The sequence below is a fragment of the Chelativorans salis genome, from assembly GCF_025336525.1.
GTDB classification, from domain to species: Bacteria; Pseudomonadota; Alphaproteobacteria; order Rhizobiales; family Rhizobiaceae; genus Chelativorans; species Chelativorans salis.
Window position 1 is genome coordinate 466,017 of sequence record NZ_JAOCZP010000001.1, and the last position, 21,546, is coordinate 487,562.

A 21,546-nucleotide genomic window follows, 5' to 3' on the forward strand; every position below is an offset into this window, starting at 1 on the left:
AAAATCTTCCCACGCACTGGCCGGTCGATCAGGCCAGATGGCGCCTTTGACTAGCGTTTCGGCCAGGGGTCCGGCAAGGGCGCCGGCTATCCTGCCATGCCCTCTGTCTCTGTGCACCATGGCAGGTGCACCGCTAGGAACGAATCTCCCAGCCATCGGCTCTCGACCACCCGGCACGCCATCGCCGGAGCGGGCGCTCCGCCAGTCAGATTTTGTTGATTAACAACAAAACTCCATTCGCGAAAAATACGAAGAACCGCAAATATATTACTTAATAGTTAGTAAATATAAGTGTTGACATATCCTTCGTGTATTTGATTATGCGTGCTTTTATTAATAGGAAAAAATCGTGACTACTTTTGCTGACAACAGTGTACCGCCTGTAAAAGACATGAGCACGCCTGGTGCCGCAGTCGACGCTGCCTTGGGAGGCTCCAGGACGACATCTCTCAATCCGGATCTCGGAACCGGCTCGCCTTCTCTTAATCCCGCGACCCAGGCGTCCCTGAGCGAATACAACAATGTCTACACCAGTATCGCCAAGTCGCAGGAGAAGGCTGCGGCGGCGGAGGCGCAGGGTGGCGGCGATACGGAGGCGGCCGACAGCTTCGCTCCAATGGCGGACGAGGCGGAACTCAGGGAGACGCTGCGCGGCGCGTTCATGTCCTACATGCGCGACGAGTTCCATGGGTGGGAAGCCAGCGATCAGGACGTGCTTTCGAGTATCACCGAGTTCCCGGATCTCGAGGATGGCGATCGGGCGTACCTGCTCGCGCGGAAAGCCGACTATTATGGCGGGATGGAGGGTGAAACAGACGTTGCGCCCGCCCAGAAGAAATATCTCGCAGCCCAGCTGCTGCTGGCCTTGACCGACGAGATCGATTGGGCAGCCGAGCTTGATCCACAGGATACGCCCGCGCAGGGGGTGACTTTCGACGGGACGGTATTGCACGGCGCCGGGGCGATGACGATCACGCAGGCGGCCGCGGCGGCCGAGGAGAAGATCAGCACAACGCTGAAGGCGAGGCTCGGCGATTGGGCCATGCCGATGGCGGACAAGCTGGCGCCGGTTCTGATCGGTGATCCGACGCTGTTCCTGCCCGAAGTGCCGGACAACATCCTCTATGGCAGCCCCGAATGGGCGCAGTTGAGGATCGGCATGGAATATGCCGACGGCCTGGCTCTATATCCGGAGCAGCTGTCGGTTGACGATTTCCTTGCGCTCGGCCATGCGACCATGGCCGAGGTTGCGGAAGCTGATGCGGAGGCAGCGGATGGCCAGGCGGCGCAGGACGAAGATGCGGGAGAGGCTGCCCATTTCTGGGCCACTAGGTTTCTTACCCTGATCGCGCTGGCCTCGGATAAGCTCATCCTGGATCAGCTGACCACGGAGCACCAGGACGAGATCGAGAAGACTCTGGAAGACGTCGCCGAGGAGGTGTTCAAGGAGGAGTTCGCGATTGCGCAAGCCCTTGAGGCACTCGACCAAGTGATGCCCACCCGCAGGCAGCTTGCCGAGATAATCCTGAAGAAACGCGAGATCAACACAGACCAGGTGCTCACTAGATACATCCCCGCCGGTGACGGACCATGCTATGAGGAGGAGTCGCTGCCGATCTCCGAGATGTACTTCCAACAGGGAAACCTGGATGATTACCTTGACTGCGACCTGCCGATTCTAACTGAGGAGTTTGACAATCGGTTTACGACTTACAAATCCGAAGTTTCAGCAGGAATGGAGACCATCCTCGGTCACCTTCTGGACAATTACGCCAAACACAACAATCTCAACCTAAGCAGCGCCACAATAACATTCTCTCAGCCTCGACTCAGCGCTTCGATTAGGAAATTTTTTTGGTTTGACAGTGTCGATGAAACAAGCGACCGCGTGCTGATCGTCGAGATCGCCATTCCGGGGTCCAGCTCACGCTATGGGTTTTTCTCGCTCTCGGATCTCGACAAAGGTCTGCAGGATATTCCGGCGGGAACATCGGTGTCCGAATGGATATCAAATAATATCAGCACGTCCTTCACAAAGGAGAGCGCAGAAAAGTACAATGAGCTCATGAGAAAAGTAGAAGAAGAGGGATGCAAATTTGATACTTCTGAAGGTAGTATAGTACTTAATTCTGACATTTTCTTTGCAAGTAAAATTTTAAGCGGATCGGGCACGGAGATTCGGGGCAAGATCAATGAATATTATGCCGCCCAGATCCAGCAGTATTATGATCAAGCCCGCGGAGAGACCACGGGCGAAGCGATCGGCAATTTCTTCCTCGATCTCATTCCCTTCCGCGCGATGATCGTCGCCATCCAGAAGGGTGACGTGGGAGGGGCGACCTTTAACGGATTGTTCGACATCCTCTCCTTCATCCCCTTCGTCGGGCAAGGCATCAAGGCCCTGCAGTTGGGGGGCAAGGCCGTTGTGGGCGGTCTGTCCGCCGCCATCAAGACGGCACTCAAGCAAGGTTTGAAACAGGGCATCGCAGCGGGCCTGAGGACCACAGGTTCCTTGGGTCGCGAGTTTGGCTGGCGGATTCTCAAAACCACCGTGACCGGCCTGGAAGACGCTTTGCCCATCCCAACACCCAGCCTTGCCTCCCATATTTCGGTCGCCGGCGCGAAGGACATCGCGCGCGTGGCCGAGCGGCTCAAAGCCACGCTTCCGGAATTGGCCAATACGCTGAAGGAGGCCGCCAGCCGCTCCCGCCTCGTCGAAATCGGGCTCGATGGCAAGCAGACGCTCGCATCCGGCGTAAGGGTGACGGAGGATGCGAAGGGGCTAGAGACCATCGGCATCCCCCCTCACGGCGCCGATCTCGACAAGATCGAGTTGATCCTCGGCCGCAACGATGGGGGCGAGATCGTTTTCCTCAAGGAGCACTACGACGAGGAGGGAGATCGCTTCTATACGCTAGCGGACCCACGGACCGGCCAGTCCTACGGTACGCGTCTTGCCGCTGAAAGCCTTTCCCCTGTTACCGCCGAAAACCTCTCCCCTGAATTTTGTCCGATAAAAAATTTAGTAAACAGAATTCTTTTTAAACCATTAAAGCTAGAATTTCCTGAAGATTTATTCAATTCTGGCGTGGAAACTTTTAACAATGTAACGCCAGAAATAACTTCAATAACAGAATTACTCCAGTCACAAATATATACAATAATCATAAATAATAAAGAAGTAAAAAGGTCTGGCGTGTGTGCTGCTTATGTTTCACATTTCCTACATGCTAGGAATGAACCATCGCCTAGTATACCTGATGGCTTTAGTGAATTCCTCGTAAACCTGCAAAAAGAATACGCAGAAACGTTCAGAGGACGAGTGTCATCAAAATCATTACTTTACAGAAGGGGATTAATGACTACAAGGGAGATCACCAAACATGAAGAGCATGCGGTTTCCGATATCGTAGATTTTTTTGCTAAGGGTCGATCCTCAGCCTATATGGCAATTCATGGAAAGTCGGGATCCGGCCATGCCCTCGGCCTCGCATGGAAAAACGACAAACCGGTATTTTTCGACCCGAACTGGGGCGTCTTCGAGTTTAAGAATATTGCCGAGCTTGCCAAGTGGGTGCCCGAATACATAACGAAACACTACAAGAATATCAGCGTAGCCTTTGCGTATGAGGTTCACAAAAAAGCTTGGTAGTGCGGGATCAAATTGGCGTGCTTTGAGAGTTTCACGCTGGGGAATTTTCAGTCGGACTGCAAGGCTACAGCCGCCACTCCTGAAGGCCAGTGCTCCTGCCTGGAAGGCGGACCGCGCGCCGGCAGTTCAGGATGATCCCCAAGGGCGGCCGCGTCGACGGCTCCCTCAATTCAGCCACGGAATGAGCCGGCGCAGACCGCCGGTCTCGGCGCCAGCTTTCTTGGCGGCGCGCTCCTTCTTCCACTCGTCCTCGCCGAGCTGGTCGGTCGGTGCGGTCGGCGCAGGCTGGCGCAGTTCGGTGGGTGGATCGCTGAGGTAGCGGCGCGTCGTGGGGCTGCCCTGCTTGGCCATCTGCTGGCGGCGCTGGACCTCCAGGCGCTGCTCATTGCGCGTGCGGGCACCTCTTTCCAGGATCTCCGGCTTTACCATGCCGCTCTCGCTGAAGCGAATGCCGGTCCCCCCTGCCCCCGTGCTCGCCCCGTTATCGACGTCCTGGACGATGTTGGGGCGGTAGAGCGGATTATCCTGGTTCGCCGTCGCCTCGGCGCGGACGCGCGCCAGACGCTGTTCGGGTGATTCCGGCCAGGCAGGGTTCCCAGCCGAAGCGAGACTTTCCTGCGGCGGCGGCAAGACCTCCGTCGAAGGCGGCTTGACGATGCCCGGACGCGGCGAATAGTCGATGGGCGCCTTCTTCTTCGGCGCCAGCGACAGGACGCCCGTCAGGTCCTGCACAAGCTGCTCTTCGCTGGTCGTCCCGGTGCCATAGGTGGTGCCGGAACAGGCGGAAAGGACGATGGCCGATACGGCGAGTGCGGCGCCGATCGCCTTCGGTCCCATGCGCGACCTTCCGCCGCCAATGCGTGCGCCGCTGCCAAGACTGTTCACTTCAACTCTCCTCAGCGCCTACAGGCGGCCGTCCACCGCCCCCGTTACGTGCCTCCTCGCCCTAAAATCCGACGAGATGATGGCGCTCTTCTCCTGCCGGCCTTTTACCGGAGGGACCGTTGCGATGCAACGGTCCCTCCGGCAAGTGCTATAGCCGGCCGAGCGCCCGCAGTTCGCGCAAGGCCGCCGCGTCGCGCGCCGAAACGTCGGGGAATTCGGGATCTGACCCGACATCGTCCGTATAACGCCAGGAGCGGGCGCATTTCTTTCCGTCGGCGCGTTTGAATACTACGGCCACATCTTTCACGTCGTCCAGCATGAAGACGTCGGCCGGGGGCGCGTCGTCGCGGATCTCGATGCCGCTGGTGATGCAGATGTCGGCCATGTCATGGTCGGCGATCGCCTCGCGGAGTGCGGGATCGGTGACGTGGACGACGGGAGCGGCCTCCAGGGAGGAGCCGATGGTCTTCTCCTTGCGCTCGATCTCCAGCGCGCCGGTGACGACGCGGCGCACCTGGCGGATCTTGCGCCACTTGGCCGCCAGCTTGTCGTCGCGCCAGTCTCCCGGCACCTCGCGGAACTGCGCCAGATGCACGGATTCCGCCTCAGGGTAGCGCTCCAGCCATGCCTCCTCCATGGTGAAGGGCAGCATCGGCGCCATCCAGGTCACCAGGCAGTCGAAGAGCTTGCGCACCACCTGGATCGCCGCCTTGCGGCGGATGCTCGACGGCGCGTCGCAGTAGAGCGTGTCCTTGCGCACGTCGAAATAGAAGGCGGAGAGATCCACCACCATGAAGTCGAGCAGGGCGCGCATGACGCGCTTGAAGTCGAAATTGTCGTAGCCCTTGCGCACCAGTTCATCGAGTTCGGAAAGCCGGTGGAGCATGAGGCGCTCCAGTTCCGGCATCTCGGCAAACGGCACCTCCTCACCCTCGTCATGCGCCAGCGTGCCCAGCATCCAGCGGACAGTGTTCCTGAGCTTGCGGTAGGCGTCGATGTTGGTCTGCAGCACGTTACTCCCGAGCCGCTGGTCCTCCCAGTAGTCGGTGGTGACCACCCAGAGGCGCAGGATGTCGGCGCCGGACTTGGCCATCACGTCCTGGGGCACGACGGTGTTGCCCAGCGACTTCGACATCTTGCGGCCTTCCTCATCCATGGTGAAGCCATGGGTGATGACCGTCTCGTAAGGCGCCCTGCCCCGCGTGCCGCAGGATTCGAGTAGCGAGGAGTGGAACCAGCCGCGATGCTGGTCGGACCCCTCCAGATAGACGTCGGCCGGCCATTTGAGGTCCGGCCGGTCCTCCAGAGTGAAGGCGTGGGTCGAGCCCGAATCGAACCACACGTCGAGGATGTCCATGACCTGATGCCACGGCTCGTTGGCGCGTGAGCCCAGGAAACGCTCGCGCGCGCCCTCGGCGAACCAGGCGTCGGCGCCCTCATTTTCGAAGGCGTCGAGGATGCGGGCGTTGACCTGATCGTCCTGGAGGATTTCACCGTCATCGTTGGCAAAGACGCAGATGGGCACACCCCAGGCGCGCTGGCGCGACAGAACCCAATCGGGCCTGTCCTCTATCATGGCGCGAAGCCGCGCCTGGCCGGCTGCGGGCACGAAGCGGGTCCCGTCGATGGCGTTGAGCGCGCGGGTGCGCAGCGTCGTGCCGTCGCCCAGTTCCTTGTCCATGTGGACGAACCATTGCGGCGTGTTGCGGAAGATGACCGGCTTCTTCGAGCGCCAGGAATGCGGATAGGAGTGCTTCAGCCGGCCGCGCGCGAAGAGCATGTTCTTCTCGATCAGCGCTTCGATGACGGCCTTGTTGGCATCGCCCTTCTTGCCCTTGTCATCGATGACGCGCGCCGGACCACCCTCGCGGTCGGGGCCGAGGCCGGGGGCATCCTTGGTGAAGAAGCCGGCGTCGTCCACCGTGAAGGGGATCGTGGTGTCGATGCCGCGCGCCTCCAGATCGGCGCGCGCGTCCATCCAGGCGTCGAAGTCCTCGCGGCCGTGGCCCGGCGCGGTGTGCACGAAGCCCGTGCCGGCCTCGTCGGTGACGTGCTCGCCGGGAAGGACAGGAACCAAGAACTTATACCCGTCGCTCAACCCTTTCAGGGGATGGGTGCAGAGCATATCTTCGAGGTCTTCTTTGCTGACATCTCTCAATCGCTTGAATTCGAGCTTCGCCTTGGCAAAGGACTCCTCGGCCAACGCATCGGCGAATATCAGCTTTTCACCCGGTTGCGGGCCGAACTCGTTCTCCGCCGCCGCGACCTCATAGAGACCATAGGCAATGCGCGGCGAAAAGGAGATGGCGCGGTTGCCGGGGATTGTCCAAGGCGTCGTCGTCCAGATGACGACGAATGCATCTCTCAACTCTTCGATGTTCTTCCAAGCATCTGACGAATTGCCAGTATTAGGCCCAGGTCCTCTTCCCACCACCGGAAACTTCACCCAGACCGTATCCGACTCATGGTCGTGATACTCAACCTCGGCCTCGGCCAGCGCCGTGCGCTCCACCACGGACCACATTACGGGCTTAGAGCCGCGATAGAGCTGGCCCGACATGGCGAATTTCAGAAGCTCGCCGGCGATGCGGGCTTCCGCGTGATAGGCCATCGTGAGATACGGATCGTCGAAGTCGCCCACCACACCGAGACGCTGGAACTCCTCCGTCTGCACCTTGATCCAGTGCTCGGCGAAGTCGCGGCATTCCCTGCGGAATTCGTTGATCGGCACCTCGTCCTTGTTCCTGCCTTTGGCGCGGTACTGTTCCTCGATCTTCCACTCGATGGGCAGGCCGTGGCAGTCCCAGCCGGGCACATAGTTGGAATCGTAGCCGCGCATCTGGAAGGAGCGGGTGATGACGTCCTTCAAGACCTTGTTCAGCGCATGGCCGATATGAATGTTGCCGTTGGCATAGGGCGGGCCGTCGTGGAGGACGAAGAGGGGCCGGCCTTTGGCTTCCTCGCGCAGGCGCTTGTAGAGGCCCATCTTCCGCCAGCGGGTGACCGTCTCCGGCTCCTTCGCCGGCAGGCCCGCACGCATCGGGAAATCCGTCTGCGGCAGATAGAGGGTTTTGGAATAATCCAGCTTTTCGCTCGTCTGGCTCATTGTCTCGCCGTGGAAAATGCGAAGCCCGGTAGCGGCCTCGCGGCTATCAATATTATCCTTCGACAGGCTCAGGAGGCGGATGGCGCGCTTGGGCGCGCAGGAACCCGGACCTTCCCGCAGCGCTCAGGCCGCGCGAAAGGCCGGGCCGATAATTCGTATGGCAAGCGGATTGAAAAGCGCGCTCGTCGTCATGGGCCGGGCTTTTAAACGAGACGAAGGGAAGAATAAAGCGTTGATTGCGGCACATCGCTCTCATCGCGTTATCCTATGCTGCTAGGGCGCCGGTTGCGCCCTATCTGACGCTTCTGCCTGAGGACTGAAAACTACAGCGTGGGGAGGCTGCGTGGTAACCTTCCGATCTTTGCATCGGATAGACAAAGGGAGGCCGACATGTCGGAGACGATTTTTTATATCGACAAGTCAGAGGTCCGCGAGGGGAAACTCCAACAATTAAAGGCGGCTATGGGTCATCTGGTTGCATTTCTGGATGAAAACGTTCCTGATGCGATCAGCTACGGAATCTACCTGAATGAAGCCGAGGATCAGATGACGGTCATTCACGCGCATCCGGACTCAGCGTCATTGGAGCACCATATGCGAATTGGCGCTCCAGAATTCGCGAAGTTCAAGGACCTGGTGAAGCTGAAGTCGATTCAAGTCTACGGTAGGCCAAGTGCAAAGGTACGTTCGTTATTGGACGAGAAAGCCAAGATGCTCGGGGATGGTGGCGTAGCTGTTTTTACACTCCAATCCGGCTTCGAGCGGTTTCAGGCGGCAGCCTAGAAGCAGACGCCCAAATCCAGCTCCGAAAGCGGCCGCACACCTGAAAGCAGCGCCTTCGCCTCCTCTTCGTCGCGTTTCATCTGGGCGACCAGTGGATCGAGCCCGTCGAACTTCTCCTCCCCGCGCAGGAAGCCGAAGAAGGAGACGGTGCAGGTCTCGCCGTAAAGGTCGCCTTCGAAATCGAAGAGAAAGGTTTCGAGAAGCGGCGCGCCCGCCTCGTCCACCGTCGGCCGCCGGCCGAAGCTAGCCACGCCGTCGTGCAAGGTGCCGTCGGCACGGCGGAAGCGCACGGCGTAGATGCCGTGGGCGAGCGCCACTTCCTCCGGCAGCGCCATATTGGCGGTGGGAAAGCCGAGCGTGCGGCCGAGTTTCTTGCCGTCCGCTACCTCGGCCTCGACCGTGTAGCGGTAGCCGAGCAGGCCGGCAGCCTGCGCCACCTCGCCTTCTCTCAAAAGAGCGCGGACGCGGCTCGACGAGATCACTTCGCCGCCCTCGTCTGAGAAGGCATCGACTACGCTGACGCCGAAGCCGCGGCTTTCTCCTGCCGCCGCGAGCGTTTCGGGCGTGCCGCCCCGATTCTTGCCGTAGTGGAAGTCGAAGCCCGTCACCACATGGGCCGCCCCCAGGCCACCTGTGAGTACATCGGCCACGAAGCGCTCCGGCGTCAGCGAGGAGAAGTCGCGCGTAAACGGCTGCTCCACCACGGCGTCGAAGCCCATTGCGGCGAGCACCCGCGCCTTCACCTGTGCCGGGGTCAGGCGGAAGAGCGGCACGTCCGGCCGGAATACGCTGCGCGGATGCGGCTCGAAGGTAAGCACCACGGCGGGAATGCATTCCGTTTCGGCGACTTCGAGCGCACGCGCCAGCACTGCCTGATGGCCGCGATGCACGCCGTCGAAATTGCCGATCGCCACAACGCCCCCGCGCAGGAACGCTGGGAATGCATCAAGACCGGCACAGCGGTGGAAGCCCTTCGCCACGGCCCGTCCCTACCGCAGACACTTTATGGTCGCCACCGGCTGGTGGCCGTGCTTTTTCAGGAAGGCTGCGAGGCGCGCCGGGTCCGGCTTGCCGTTCTCGTTGTACTCGACCGCGTGAATGCCCTCGGTCACGTAGAGGACGTCGATCCCCATGCCGGCCGCCCCCTTGACGTCGGTCATGATGCCGTCGCCGATGGCCAGCGTGTCCGCTGTGCCGACCGGCCGGCCGAGCACCTCGCCGGCGGCAGCCAAAGTCGCATCGTAGATCGGCCGGTGCGGCTTGCCGGCGATCAGCGTGCGCCCGCCCAGGAGGCCGTATTCGCGCGCCAGCGCCCCGGCGCAGAAGACGAGCCGGTTCCCGCGCTCGACCACGATATCGGGGTTGGCGCAGATGAGCGGCAGGTCGCGGGCGCGCAGGCGCTGCAAGAGCTCCGCGTAGTCCTCCGGGGTCTCCGTCTCATCGTCATAGAGGCCGGTGCAAACGACACCCGCCGCCTCGAACTCCTCGACCAGCTCGATGTCGAGGCCGTCGTAGAGCGGCATGTCGCGGTCCGGCCCGAGATGGAGGAGTTGGCGCGGGGCATTGGTGATGAGCTCACGCGTCACGTCGCCGGAGGTGACGACCCGGTCCCAGCTCTCGTCGGGCACGCCGAGGCGCCGCAACTGGCCTTCCACCGAGCCGTGCGGGCGCGGCGCGTTGGTAACAAGCACCACCGCCTTGCCTGCAGCGCGCATGCGCTTCAGCGCCTCGCAGGCCTCGGAAAAGGCAGCGACGCCGTTGTGCACCACGCCCCACACGTCGCACAGGATCAGCGCATAGGGCGCGGCAAGTGCGTCGAGGCTGTCGATCATGTCCGGCGGCTGCGGCATGGATTCTCCTCAGGTTTTCGGGCACGCGGCGGCCTGGAGCGGGGCCGGGGAACCGCGCAGGGATTAGCCCATGAGACGGAGGCTGTCACCCGCTTTTGCGCATATCCGCCAAGCGGCCGGGGCTTTAACCATTCGTGAACCAGCGCCGCAAATCACCGCCCGACATAAGGAAATCGTTCAGCATGTCGGGGCATCCTCGACAGCAAAATCTATTGAGGCAGGGTGGGCAAACCGATGCTGAGGAAATTCCGCCGGGACGAGCGCGGCAACTATGCCATGCTCACGGCGCTGGTGATGGTGCCCGTGATGGGCGCGCTGGCGCTGGCGATCGACTACACACAGATGAGCCGGCACCGCCAGGCGACGCTGAACGCGCTGGACGCGGCCAACATGGCCACGGCATGGCGTCTTCTGGAGGGCAAAAGCAAGGAAGAGCTGATCGTCTATGCCAACGACTTCTTCACCGCCAATCTGGGCCCGGTGAAGCGGGAGAACACGAAGCTCCACATCACCTTCCCCGACAGCTCCACCGGCGGCAACACGCTGAAGATGCAGGCCGACCTTACCTACAAGCCGATCTTCTACCCTGTCTTCCAGGCGCTGAGAGGCGAGAAAAGCGGCGACAACGCCTTCGCACTCAACGCCAGCAACGAGGTGCGCCTCAGGAACACGGTCGAGGTGGCGCTGGTGCTCGATAATTCGGGCTCCATGGACTTCACGGGCTCGGGCTCCGGCAAGAAGCGCATCGACCTTCTGAAGGCGGCGGCCAAGGAGCTGGTGGACACGCTGGCCAACCAGGGCGCCATGATGCAGCAGGTCGCCAAGCCAGTGCAGTTTGGCATCGTGCCCTTCGCGGCGTCGGTGAATGTTGGGTCGGACAAGGAAGGCGAGTCCTGGCTGGACATGGACGGCGTGTCGTCAATCCATCATGAGAACTTCGACTGGGACACGATGGCGACAATCGGGGCCGGCCAGAAGCGTGTCGAGAAAGTCGAAGGCATCTACCGCAAGTTGGGCAAGTTATGGGCGCTAAAAGGCGAGGAAAACGAAAAGGTCACGCGTTTTACGCTTTTCAATGAGTTGGAAAAGGTGACCGGCTCGGCGCCATGGGCCTATTGGGCCGGCTGCGTGGAGATGCGCCCAGGCTCCTATGGGCTAGACAACACGGTGCCCAACAGGAACAATCCCGACACGCTCTTCGTGCCCATGTTCGCTCCGGACGAGACGGACATACCCGGATGGCGGGGGGCATATAACAACTGGTGGGCAGATCAGACGGGTGGCGAGGCCCGTGAGCGGCTGGTATATATGCCAAAATACTTCCCCGCGGCGATGCAGAATCCCTCCGTTGACGACAACAAGGGCCCCAATCTGAGCTGCACCACCAAGCCCATCACGCCGCTCACGGACGTGACGACGAGCGATGGCCTCGAGACCATCAAGAACGCCATCGACGGCATGGTGGCCAATGGGGCAACCAACGTGCCCGAAGGCATGGCCTGGGGCTGGCGGGTGGTCTCCAGTAAGGTGCCCTTCACCGAAGGCCGCCCCGATGAGCAGAAAGGCAACGACAAGGTCGTCATCGTTCTGACGGATGGGGCCAACACCTACTACACACCGCAGTCACTAGGCGCCCGCGACGATGCCGAGAACAGGTCAATCTATTCCAACTACGGCTACGCCAGGAACCGCCGCATCTTCGAGAACACCACCGTCGATCCAAGTATCTATACGAACGACAACTACACCAAGGCGATGAACCAGCAATTCGCCAAGTTGTGCGACAACGCCAAGGGCACTGGGGAAGGCAAGGAGGGCGAGATCATCGTCATGACGGTGGCGCTCGACCTGAGCAAATGGAAGGCTGACGAGAAGGCGCAGATCGAGGCGCTGGAAGCCTGCGCCTCCGAATCCCGCTTCCGCAAGGACGAGAACGGCAATCCCGCCAAGCTTTTCTGGAACGCCACGGGCGCCGACCTTTCGGACAAGTTCAAGGAAATCGCCGACGAGCTTTCCAACCTGCGCTTCGTCAGCTGAGGACCGCGCCTGCCGGCGCGAAGGCCGGCGGCGCCCTTGCCGCCCCCACCCTTATCGGCTAGGACAGCCGCGCCCGCACTCGGGCGCGGTTTTTTCTCATTTTCGCAAGGACGGAACACGGCATGGCAGGCAAGGTGGACAAGGTGAAGGCACGGCTCCCGCGCGGGCTCGTCGACCGCCACCCGGCCGACATCCGCGCCGTCGACGAGATGGTGACGAAGATCCGCGAGGTCTACGAGCTCTATGGCTTCGAGCCGGTGGAGACGCCGCTCATCGAATATACCGAAGCGCTGGGAAAGTTCCTGCCGGATCAGGACCGGCCCAATGAAGGCGTCTTTTCCTTCCAGGACGAAGACGAGCAGTGGCTTTCGCTACGCTATGACCTGACGGCGCCGCTGGCGCGCCACGTCGCGGAGAATTTCAACGAGATCCAGCTCCCCTACCGCACCTATCGCGCCGGCTGGGTGTTCCGGAACGAAAAGCCGGGGCCGGGCCGCTTCCGCCAGTTCATGCAGTTCGACGCCGATACGGTCGGCGCACCAGGCGTCGCCGCCGATGCCGAGATGTGCATGATGATGGCCGATGTGATGGAAGCGCTCGGTATCAAGCGCGGCGATTACGTTATCCGCGTGAACAACCGCAAGGTGCTGGATGGGGTGATGGAGGCCATTGGCCTCGGCGGCGAAGAGAATGCCGGGCGTAGGCTCACGGTTCTGAGGGCCATCGACAAGCTGGACAAGTTCGGGCCCGAAGGCGTGAGGCTGCTACTCGGTCCCGGCCGGTGGGACGGCGGGAAAGAAGGCGAAGGCGATTTCACCAAGGGCGCAGGGCTGGATGGGGCTAGGATTGATGTCTTGTTTGAGGCCCTCGACCCATCATCGATGAAGGTCAACCGTCCCGATACATCGATGCCTGGGTTAGAGAATACCAAAGGTGGTCTGCTCGTTCGCCAACCTGCCACTTTGTCGTCCAACAACATTCGAATAGAAGCGGAAAGCTACATAGAAGGTATTCAAGAACTGGAGCAGATTCGGCTGCTGATAGAAGGAGCTGGCTACGGTCCCGATCGCATCCGCATCGACCCCTCTGTAGTGCGCGGCCTCGAATATTACACAGGGCCCGTTTTCGAAGCGGAGCTGACGTTCCCTGTCACCAACGAAAAGGGCGAGACGGTTCAGTTCGGCTCGGTCGGCGGCGGCGGGCGCTATGATGGCCTTGTTTCGCGCTTCCGTGGCCAGCCTGTTCGGGCGACGGGCTTTTCCATCGGCGTTTCGCGCCTGATGACGGCGCTGAAGAATTTGGGCAAGCTCGGCGAGAGCGATGTGCTTGCCCCCGTGCTCGTCACGGTGATGGACGGCGATATGGCGGCCATGGGGAAATATCAGGATTTCACTCAGAAGCTCCGCGCTGCCGGCATCCGCGCCGAGATGTACCAGGGCAACTGGAAGAAATTCGGCAACCAGCTCAAATACGCCGACCGGCGCGGCGCGCCGCTGGCCATCATCCAGGGCGCGGACGAGCGGGAAAAGGGCGAGGTCCAGATCAAGGATCTGATCGAGGGCAAGCAGCTTTCCGCCGAGATCGAAAGCAACGAAGAATGGCGCGAGGCGCGCGTGGCGCAGTTCTCCGTGCCGGAAGGCGAACTGGTCGAGGCGGTTAAGCGCGTGCTCGAAGCGCAGGCCAAGGAGCGTGGAGAGCAATGACCCGCGCGGCGCTTTCCCTCCCCCTTGAGGGGAGGGTCGATCCGCAAAGCGGATCGGGGTGGGGTTGGCCGAAGCCGTGCTCGGCTTCCCGTTGTGTCCCACCCTTCGATCTACCTACCACCCCCTCTGTCGGCTTCGCCGACATCTCCCCCTTAAGGGGGGAGAGGAAGCGTGGAGCCCCATGACCACGCGCTACCCCTCCTTTGCCGGCGAGATTCTGGACCTCTTTGCGGAGCGCGAGGCGGTGCTGACGGACATCGGCATCATCCAGCCGGCTGATCCGTTTCTCGACATGGCGGGTGAGGACCTGCGCCGCCGGATTTTCCTGACCGAGAGCGAAACGGGACAGAGCCTTTGCCTGCGGCCCGAGTTCACGATCCCCGTTTGCCGCGATCACATCGAGAAGCGTGCTGCCACGCCGCGCCGCTATGCCTATCTGGGAGAGGTTTTCCGCCAGCGCCGCGAAGGCGGTGCTGAGTTTTTCCAGGCCGGCATCGAGGATCTGGGCGCGGAGGATCGGGCGGGCGCTGACGCGCGCTCCCTGGCGGACGCGCATGCGCTTCTGGCGCGCATATTGCCCAGCGCAAAGCTGCACCTGACTGTGGGCGACCAATCCGTGTTCGAGGCGGTTCTTGCCGCACTCGGTCTGCCGCGCGGTTGGCAGATGCGGCTGACCCGCTCCTTCGGCTCGCCGTCCATACTCGACGCCGCCATCGCCGAGTGCGCCAGCCCTCCCGTGGCCGCCAGGCTGCCGCGCGAGATCGCGAGCCTTGTCGCGCGCGGGGACGCGGAGGGCCTGACAGGCCACATTCAGGAAGCGATGGAGGCCACCGGCCTCTCGCCCTCGGCCGGTCGGCTTCCGGCCGAGATCGCGCAACGGCTTCTGGAGAAGGCGGAATTGCGCAGTGTACGCCTGGCCGACACCGCACTTGACGCGCTGAAGAAGTTCCTGGATATCCGCGCGCCCCTTGCGGAAGCGGGCGAGCGGCTTTCGGCCTTCGCAAGCGAGGCGGGGCTTTTCCTCGACGAGGCGCTCGACAGCTTCAATGATCGCGTGGCGCGCATTTCCGAGAACGACGTGCCGCTTTCCGCCATTCAGTACAACGCGCATTTCGGGCGTCCTCTGGACTACTATACCGGTTTCATCTTCGAAATCGGGGCGGATGGCTTTGAGCAGCCGCTGGTGGGCGGCGGACGCTACGACCGGCTTCTGACCCTACTCGGCGCGGAACAGCCCATCCCCGGCGTCGGCTTTTCCGTCTGGCTGGATCGCGTTTCCGCGCTTCGGGAGGGGACGGTATGACGATCACGCTCGCACTTCCCTCCAAGGGCAGGCTCAAGGACGACACGGTGCGGCGGTTGGAAAGCGCCGGCTATCCAGTTCTTCTGCCCGACAATGACAGAAGCTACCGCGCGGCCGTGGACGGGCTCGCGGGGCTGGAAATCGCATTTCTTTCGGCCTCGGAGATCGCCCGCGAACTCGACCGCGGCGGCGTAGACCTGGGCATCACCGGCGAGGACCTGGTGCGCGAGACGATCCCCGAGTGGGAGGCCCGCGTGGAGATCGCCGCCCGGCTTGGCTTCGGCCGGGCCGACGTGGTGGTGGCCGTGCCGGAGGTATGGTTCGACGTCGCCACCATGGCCGACCTTGACGACGTGGCCGCCGTCTTCCGCCAGCGCCACGGGCGGCGGCTGAGGATCGCCACGAAGTACTGGCGGCTCACCCAGCAGTTCTTCTCGCAGAAGCACGGTATCCAGGTCTACCGCATCGTCGAGAGCCTGGGCGCCACCGAGGGCGCGCCGGCGGCGGGCTCGGCGGATGTGATCGTCGATATCACGTCGACCGGCTCGACGCTGAAGGCCAACCACCTGAAGGTGCTGGACGACGGGGTGATCCTGCGGTCGGAGGCCTGCCTGGTGGCGGCGCGGAAAGAGCGGGCGGCGGCGGATGAGAAGGTGATCGCGCAGATGGCAGCGGCGCTGGGGCGGTCGGTCTAGGGTGTAGTGAGGTTCATTTGGTGGGGGGTCAATTCATCCGCCTTCCTCCAGCTTCATAACCAGCGAGCCTACTCCTCCACCACCCTGAGCCGTAGTGCCCCCGAACCAGGCCCACCGGCAGCGCGCTTGGCCTCGCCGTCTTCCAGGCCCTCCGCCTCCCCCGCTGCGCCCAGTTCCAGCGCCTCAATCTTGGCACCGCGCTTGGTCACCTTGTCGGCCGAGGTGAGGATCATGTCGATGTCCTTGTTGGCTTGCAGGAAGTGGCCCTGCAGCTTGCGCACGCGGTCGTCGAGGCGCGAAACGTCCTGCATCAGGCGCACCACCTCGGCCTGTATCAGGTGCGCCTGCTCGCGCATGCGGGCATCCTTGAGGACCGCCTGGATCACTTGGATCGACAGCATCAGGAGCGACGGCGAGACGATGACGACACGGGCGCGGTGCGCCCTTTGCACCAGCGCCTCGAAATTCTCGTGGATCTCGGCGAAGATCGATTCGGACGGCACGAACATGAAGGCCGTGTCCTGGGTTTCACCGGCAATCAGGTATTTCTCGGCAATTGCCTTGATGTGCACGTCGACGTCGCGGCGGAAGGCGCTTTCGGCCTGCTTGCGGGCATCCGCACCGCCCTCGCCTTCACTTGCCGCGCGGATGGCATTCCATGCCTCCAGCGGGAACTTGGCGTCGACGACCAGCGAAGGCGCGCCGTTTGGCATCTTCACCACACAGTCGGGCCGGCTGCCGTTGGAGAGGGTGGCTTGGAACTCGTAGGCTCCGTGCGGCAAGCCGTCGGCAACGATCGCCTCCATGCGCGACTGGCCGAAGGCGCCGCGGGTTTGCTTGTTGGAGAGGATCTGCTGCAGCTGCACAACCTGCCCGGCGAGCGATTGGATGTTGTTCTGCGCAGTGTCGATGACGGCCAGCCGTTCCTGCAGCTTGGCGAGGTTCTCGTGCGTCGATTTGGTCTGTTCGGTGATCGACTGGCCGAGGCGCGAGGTCATGCCGTCGAGCCGTTCGGAGATCGACTTGGTCAGCTCCGCCTGGCGGGAGCCGAACACCTCGGCAATCGTGCCCATGCGGCCGGAAAGTTCGGCCTGCGCCTTCGTCAGCTCTGCCATGCGCGCTTCCGCTTCGCGGGCGCGCTGGGCGGCGTCCGCCTCGGCTTGGGCGCGCCCACGGCTCGTCCGCCACAGGGCGAAGACGCAGAGCGCCAGCATCACAAGGAGTGTTGTTCCGGCGGCTGTGAGCGCCTGGCCGAGCGAGATCGTCGTCGCACCAAGTTGGGCGACGGGCATGGAAAAGAGCGAGGCGGCTTCGTTCATGGCCGTCACCTTAGATGATTCGTGATGCTGCCATAAGACCAAAACGTGAACAAATTGGGGAGAACCCAATACGAAGTATATTGACGGTTTCAGACCCAGCCATTACCTGACAGCCATGACCATCCGCCCGCTCATTCTTCTTCCCGACCCCAAGCTGCGCGAGGTTTCCAAGCCCATCGAGCGCGTCGACGATGCCGTGCGCAAATTCGCCGATGACATGCTGGAGACCATGTACGACGCGCCGGGCATCGGGCTGGCCGCCATCCAGGTGGGCGAGCCGCGCCGGCTTCTGGTGCTCGACGTGGCGGAGAAGGACGCACCACCCGAGCCGCAGGTCTTCATCAATCCGGAGATCGTCGCCCGCTCAGAGGAGCGTAGCGTGCACGAGGAAGGTTGCCTTTCCATCCCGGATTACTATGCCGAGGTGGAACGCCCGGCGGCGGTGACGGTGAAATATATCGATCTCGACGGCAAGGAGCAGAAGGTGGAGGCCAACGGCATCCTCGCCACCTGCCTGCAGCACGAGATCGATCACCTGAACGGGGTACTGTTCATCGACTACCTGTCGAAGCTCAAGCGTGACATCGTGGTGCGCAAGTTCAAGAAACTCGCCAAGGACCGCCCGCCGCCCGCGCGTATGGTGGGGTAGGCAGCACACGCTTGCCTCTACAATCCAGACGCCTGCGATAGCATTGATATCGGAAAGGAGGCCGAAAGTGGGCGATATGCTTATCCGCGGCATCGACGACGAGCTGAGGCGACAACTGGAGGAAAATGCTTCACCAGCATAAGCGCAGCCTCTCGCAGGAAGCGATCGACTTGATGCGCAAAGGCTTGGCAACCAAAACCGCGGCGGGCGAAATTTCGGCGATCAGCTGCGCGAGCAAGTTCAGGGCGGCTTTTTTACCGATGAGGAGCTTGCCGCCATCAGCGCTTCCCGGAAGGAGCCGGATCGCAATCCGCCGAACCTCGGATGATATTGCTCGACACCAATGTCATCTCCGAGATTCTCGCCCGAAAGCCCAACCAGGTGGCCTTCCATTGGCTGAACAAGCAGGAGGATACAAATCTTTTCCTGTCTTCCATCACCCTGGCGGAGCTCTACTTCGGTGCTAACCTCGTAGCCGAGGGCGAGAGACGGCAGAACCTTCTTGAGAGTATCGCTCGCATCCAAGGGGCATTTGCAGGACGTGTTCTGCCATTCGGTGATGTGCCCGCAGAGATATATGGGCGGGCTGCCACCGTGCGGCAGACCGCCGGTCGGCGCATGGAGACAAAGGACGCCATGATCGCCGCCGTCTCGCCCACGGTGCCACCCTCGCCACGCGCAACATGCGCGATTTCAAAGGCCTTGACCTGAAGCTCGTAAACCCGTTTGAAGCGGGGTGTGAGTGCCGGCGGCGGTCACGCGAAAGTTTCAAGCCCGGATGGTCGGATGCCGTTACGCCTCGTCTTCATGGGAACGCCGGAATTTTCGGTGCCGACGTTCAAGGCCCTGGCTGACGCGGGGCACGAGATCGCCGCCGTCTACACACAGCCGCAACGGCCTGCTGGGCGGCGCGGGCTGGAATTGACAAAGTCCCCGGTGCATCAGGCGGCGGAAGCACTCGGCCTGCCGGTGCGCACCCCCCGATCGCTCAAAGGCGAGGAAGAGCAGCAGGCGTTTCGTGCGCTTGAGGCAGACGCTGCGGTGGTGGTGGCCTACGGCCTCCTTCTGCCAAAGCCCATCTTGGAAGGCACGCGGCTCGGCGCCTACAACGGCCATGCCTCGCTGCTGCCGCGCTGGCGCGGCGCCGCGCCCATCCAGCGCGCCGTCATGGCGGGGGACGAAGAGACCGGCATGATGGTGATGAAGATGGACGAGGGGCTGGATACGGGCCCGGTCGCCATGACGTGGAAGGTCGCCATCGGGCGCGATATGACTGCCGGCGAGCTGCACGATGTGCTGAAGGAGGCTGGCGCACGGCTGATGGCCGAGGCCATGGCGGTGCTGGAGGTCGGCGGTCTGCCACTGACGCCGCAGCCCACCGAAGGTGCGACCTACGCCAGGAAGATCAGTAAGGAAGAGACGCGGGTGGACTGGACCCGCCCCGCCCAGGAGGTGCATAACCACATCCGCGGGCTCGCCCCCTTCCCCGGCGCATGGTGCGAGATCCAACTCGGCGGCAGGAAGGAACGCGTGAAGCTGCTGCGCTCCACACTGGCTGCCGGTGGCGGCAGGCCAGGCGAGGTTGTCGATGGCGATCTTGCTGTCGCCTGCGGCGAAGGCGCGGTGCGCCTTCTGGAAGTGCAGCGGGCGGGCGGCAAGCCGGTGGCGGCAGGCGATTTCCTGCGTGGGGCGAAGATCGGGAAAGGAGCGCGGCTTTTATGAGTGCCGTCATCATCCGACCGGAGGAACCGCAAGACCGGGAGGCAATCCAAGCCCTTCTCACCGACGCTTTTGGCGGTGAGGCCGAAGCACAGCTCGTGGACGCGCTGCGCGTGGCCGGGGACGTGGTGCTTTCGCTGGTGGCCGAGCGTGCCGGCGAGGTACGCGGCCACATCCTGTTCTCGCGCCTCTTCGTGCGCGACGGATACGAAACTTTTCCGGCCGTCGCCCTGGCGCCGCTCGCCGTTCATCCCGACCATCAGGGAGAGGGTATCGGCACGGCGCTTGTGGACGAGGCGCATCTTCGGCTGGAGCGGGATGGCGAGCGCCTTTCGGTGGTTCTGGGCGATCCCGCCTATTACGGCCGTTTCGGCTATGATCACGAGCGCGCGGCCGGGTTCGAAAGCGCCTATCAGGGCGAAGGCCTGCAGGCGCTCGCCTGGGGCGAGGCACCGCATACCGGCCGGCTCGACTACGCCGCCGCGTTCGCCGATCTCGGCTGATCATGCCACGCTACCGCATCGACGTGGAGTATGACGGAGGGCCCTATGCAGGCTGGCAGCGCCAGGCAGGCCAGCACAGCGTGCAGGAGGCAATAGAAAAGGCCATTGCCGCCTTCTCAGGTGAGGACGTCACCCTGCGCGGCGCCGGCCGCACGGATGCCGGCGTCCACGCGCTGGGCCAGGTCGCCCACCTCGACCTCGAACGCGATTGGAAGGCGGATACCGTGCGCGACGCGGTGAATGCACATCTGGCGATGGCCGGCGAGACTGTCTCCATCCTGAGTGCCGCTGCGGTGGCGGAGGATTTCGATGCCCGCTTCTCCGCCAAGGCCCGGCACTACCTCTACCGCATCTTCAACCGCCGCGCGCCGCCGGCGCTGGAGCGCTGCAGGGTGTGGCATGTGAGCCGGAAGCTCGACGCCGAGGCGATGCACGAGGCAGCGCAGAGGCTCGTCGGCAAGCACGATTTCACCACCTTCCGCTCCATCCAGTGCCAGTCGAAAAGCCCGGTCAAGACGCTCGACCGGCTGGACGTCTCCCGCCTCGGCGAGGAGATCGAAATCCGGGCTTCGGCCCGCTCCTTCCTGCACAACCAGGTGCGCTCGCTGGTCGGGACGCTGAAGAAGGTGGGCGAAGGCGGCTGGAATGCGGATGATGTGGAGAAGGCGTTGAAGGCCCGCGACCGGGCTGCCTGCGGCCCCGTGGCGCCACCGGAGGGGCTCTACCTGGTGCGGGTGGATTATTAAAGGGAACGCGCCGAAGCTTCCCTCACCCCCACGAACCTAAAGCGACCGCGCCCGTGCTTGGGGCGCCGGCCAGACTTCTGTCACATCCGCCTGCACCGGCCTTTCGAGATAGGTGGAAAGGGCAACGTAGCTGCGGGTGGCAACCACGCCCGGGGTCGCATAGAGGCGGGCAAGAAGCCCTTCCAGCGCATGGGTGTCCGTAGTCCGTACCTTCAGGAGCATGCAGGTGTCACCGGCGACCGAGTGGATCTCCTCCACCTCGGGATGCTCCGAGATCGCCATCAGCTCCGGCGTCTTGCCCCACCCGGTGGTGTCGACGTGCACGAAGGCGAGCAGTGTTTTGCCGACGGCGCGCGGATCGACCAGCGCGGCCATCCTGCGGATGACGCCGGAGCGCTTCAGCCGCTTCACCCGCTCGTGCACGGCCGGCGCCGACAGTCCCACCCGTTTGCCGAGATCGGCATAGCTGAGCGTCGCATCCTCGACTAGGGCGCCTAATATTTTTCGGTCCATTCCATTGACCTCGGGGCCAGTGGGCGGCCTCCCCTGAACATCATCTGTTTTTATTGTCATTCTGCATATACCCATTGTTGCCG

General features: G+C 62.5%; 16 protein-coding genes and 1 pseudogene. 11 read left to right on the forward strand and 6 right to left on the reverse strand.

What is annotated here, in order from left to right; translation table 11 throughout:
• Positions 1-349 precede the first annotated feature (349 nt).
• On the forward strand, positions 350-3,652 hold the full coding sequence (locus tag N5A92_RS02285) for a YopT-type cysteine protease domain-containing protein (protein ID WP_260900200.1): 3,303 nt from the start codon (positions 350-352) through the stop codon (positions 3,650-3,652).
• Between the two features lie 165 nt (positions 3,653-3,817).
• On the opposite strand, the gene N5A92_RS02290 is transcribed toward N5A92_RS02285, so the two are convergent.
• Both N5A92_RS02290 and ileS read right to left on the reverse strand, forming a co-directional pair.
• Positions 3,818-4,537 carry a hypothetical protein gene (locus N5A92_RS02290; RefSeq protein ID WP_260900202.1) on the reverse strand — a complete coding sequence of 240 codons (720 nt, stop codon included), beginning with the start codon at positions 4,535-4,537 and terminating at the stop codon, positions 3,818-3,820.
• Between the two features lie 148 nt (positions 4,538-4,685).
• A complete protein-coding gene (gene ileS, locus N5A92_RS02295; RefSeq protein ID WP_260900203.1) occupies positions 4,686-7,643 on the reverse strand; it encodes an isoleucine--tRNA ligase in 2,958 nt (985 codons plus the stop codon).
• Between the two features lie 390 nt (positions 7,644-8,033).
• Between ileS and N5A92_RS02300 the strand changes: the two genes are divergently transcribed.
• Entirely contained in the window at positions 8,034-8,426 is a 393-nt protein-coding gene (locus tag N5A92_RS02300) for a hypothetical protein (RefSeq protein WP_260900204.1), read from the forward strand.
• Here the strand turns inward: N5A92_RS02300 and N5A92_RS02305 are convergent.
• Together N5A92_RS02305 and N5A92_RS02310 are read right to left on the reverse strand one after the other, a co-directional pair.
• Entirely contained in the window at positions 8,423-9,406 is a 984-nt protein-coding gene (locus N5A92_RS02305; RefSeq protein ID WP_260900205.1) for a bifunctional riboflavin kinase/FAD synthetase, read from the reverse strand. The genes N5A92_RS02300 and N5A92_RS02305 overlap by 4 nt on opposite strands.
• A 9-nt stretch (positions 9,407-9,415) precedes the next feature.
• Positions 9,416-10,276, reverse strand: a complete 861-nt coding sequence (locus N5A92_RS02310) for a TIGR01459 family HAD-type hydrolase (RefSeq protein WP_425248515.1) — start codon at positions 10,274-10,276, stop codon at positions 9,416-9,418.
• Between the two features lie 234 nt (positions 10,277-10,510).
• Here N5A92_RS02310 and N5A92_RS02315 point away from each other — a divergent pair, with 234 nt between their 5' ends.
• The 4 genes from N5A92_RS02315 to hisG all read left to right on the forward strand — a co-directional run bounded on the left by N5A92_RS02315 (position 10,511) and on the right by hisG (position 16,014).
• Positions 10,511-12,313, forward strand: coding sequence for a TadE/TadG family type IV pilus assembly protein (locus N5A92_RS02315; RefSeq protein WP_260900206.1), 1,803 nt, complete (start codon positions 10,511-10,513; stop codon positions 12,311-12,313).
• Between the two features lie 122 nt (positions 12,314-12,435).
• Complete coding sequence (hisS, locus tag N5A92_RS02320; RefSeq protein WP_260900207.1) at positions 12,436-14,016, forward strand: histidine--tRNA ligase; 1,581 nt, start codon at positions 12,436-12,438, stop codon at positions 14,014-14,016.
• Between the two features lie 181 nt (positions 14,017-14,197).
• On the forward strand, positions 14,198-15,319 hold the full coding sequence (locus N5A92_RS02325; protein WP_260900208.1) for an ATP phosphoribosyltransferase regulatory subunit: 1,122 nt from the start codon (positions 14,198-14,200) through the stop codon (positions 15,317-15,319).
• Complete coding sequence (gene hisG, locus N5A92_RS02330; RefSeq protein ID WP_260900209.1) at positions 15,316-16,014, forward strand: ATP phosphoribosyltransferase; 699 nt, start codon at positions 15,316-15,318, stop codon at positions 16,012-16,014. The genes N5A92_RS02325 and hisG overlap by 4 nt, the downstream gene beginning before the upstream one ends.
• A 68-nt stretch (positions 16,015-16,082) precedes the next feature.
• On the opposite strand, the gene N5A92_RS02335 is transcribed toward hisG, so the two are convergent.
• On the reverse strand, positions 16,083-17,333 hold the full coding sequence (locus N5A92_RS02335; protein WP_260900210.1) for a DNA recombination protein RmuC: 1,251 nt from the start codon (positions 17,331-17,333) through the stop codon (positions 16,083-16,085).
• Positions 17,334-17,448: 115 nt separating this feature from the next.
• Here N5A92_RS02335 and def point away from each other — a divergent pair, with 115 nt between their 5' ends.
• The 5 genes and pseudogenes from def to truA all read left to right on the forward strand — a co-directional run bounded on the left by def (position 17,449) and on the right by truA (position 20,950).
• Positions 17,449-17,982, forward strand: a complete 534-nt coding sequence (gene def, locus N5A92_RS02340; protein ID WP_260900211.1) for a peptide deformylase — start codon at positions 17,449-17,451, stop codon at positions 17,980-17,982.
• A gap of 324 nt (positions 17,983-18,306) precedes the next feature.
• Positions 18,307-18,719, forward strand: a pseudogene (locus tag N5A92_RS02345) (PIN domain-containing protein); the annotation flags it as partial.
• Positions 18,720-18,768: 49 nt separating this feature from the next.
• Positions 18,769-19,704, forward strand: coding sequence for a methionyl-tRNA formyltransferase (fmt, locus tag N5A92_RS02350; protein WP_260900215.1), 936 nt, complete (start codon positions 18,769-18,771; stop codon positions 19,702-19,704).
• Complete coding sequence (locus N5A92_RS02355) at positions 19,701-20,204, forward strand: GNAT family N-acetyltransferase (RefSeq protein ID WP_260900217.1); 504 nt, start codon at positions 19,701-19,703, stop codon at positions 20,202-20,204. Before fmt ends, N5A92_RS02355 begins: the two co-directional genes overlap by 4 nt.
• 2 nt (positions 20,205-20,206) lie before the next feature.
• A complete protein-coding gene (truA, locus tag N5A92_RS02360; protein ID WP_260900218.1) occupies positions 20,207-20,950 on the forward strand; it encodes a tRNA pseudouridine(38-40) synthase TruA in 744 nt (247 codons plus the stop codon).
• Between the two features lie 36 nt (positions 20,951-20,986).
• On the opposite strand, the gene N5A92_RS02365 is transcribed toward truA, so the two are convergent.
• Entirely contained in the window at positions 20,987-21,523 is a 537-nt protein-coding gene (locus N5A92_RS02365; protein ID WP_260900219.1) for an Lrp/AsnC family transcriptional regulator, read from the reverse strand.
• Between the last annotated feature and the right edge of the window lie 23 nt (positions 21,524-21,546).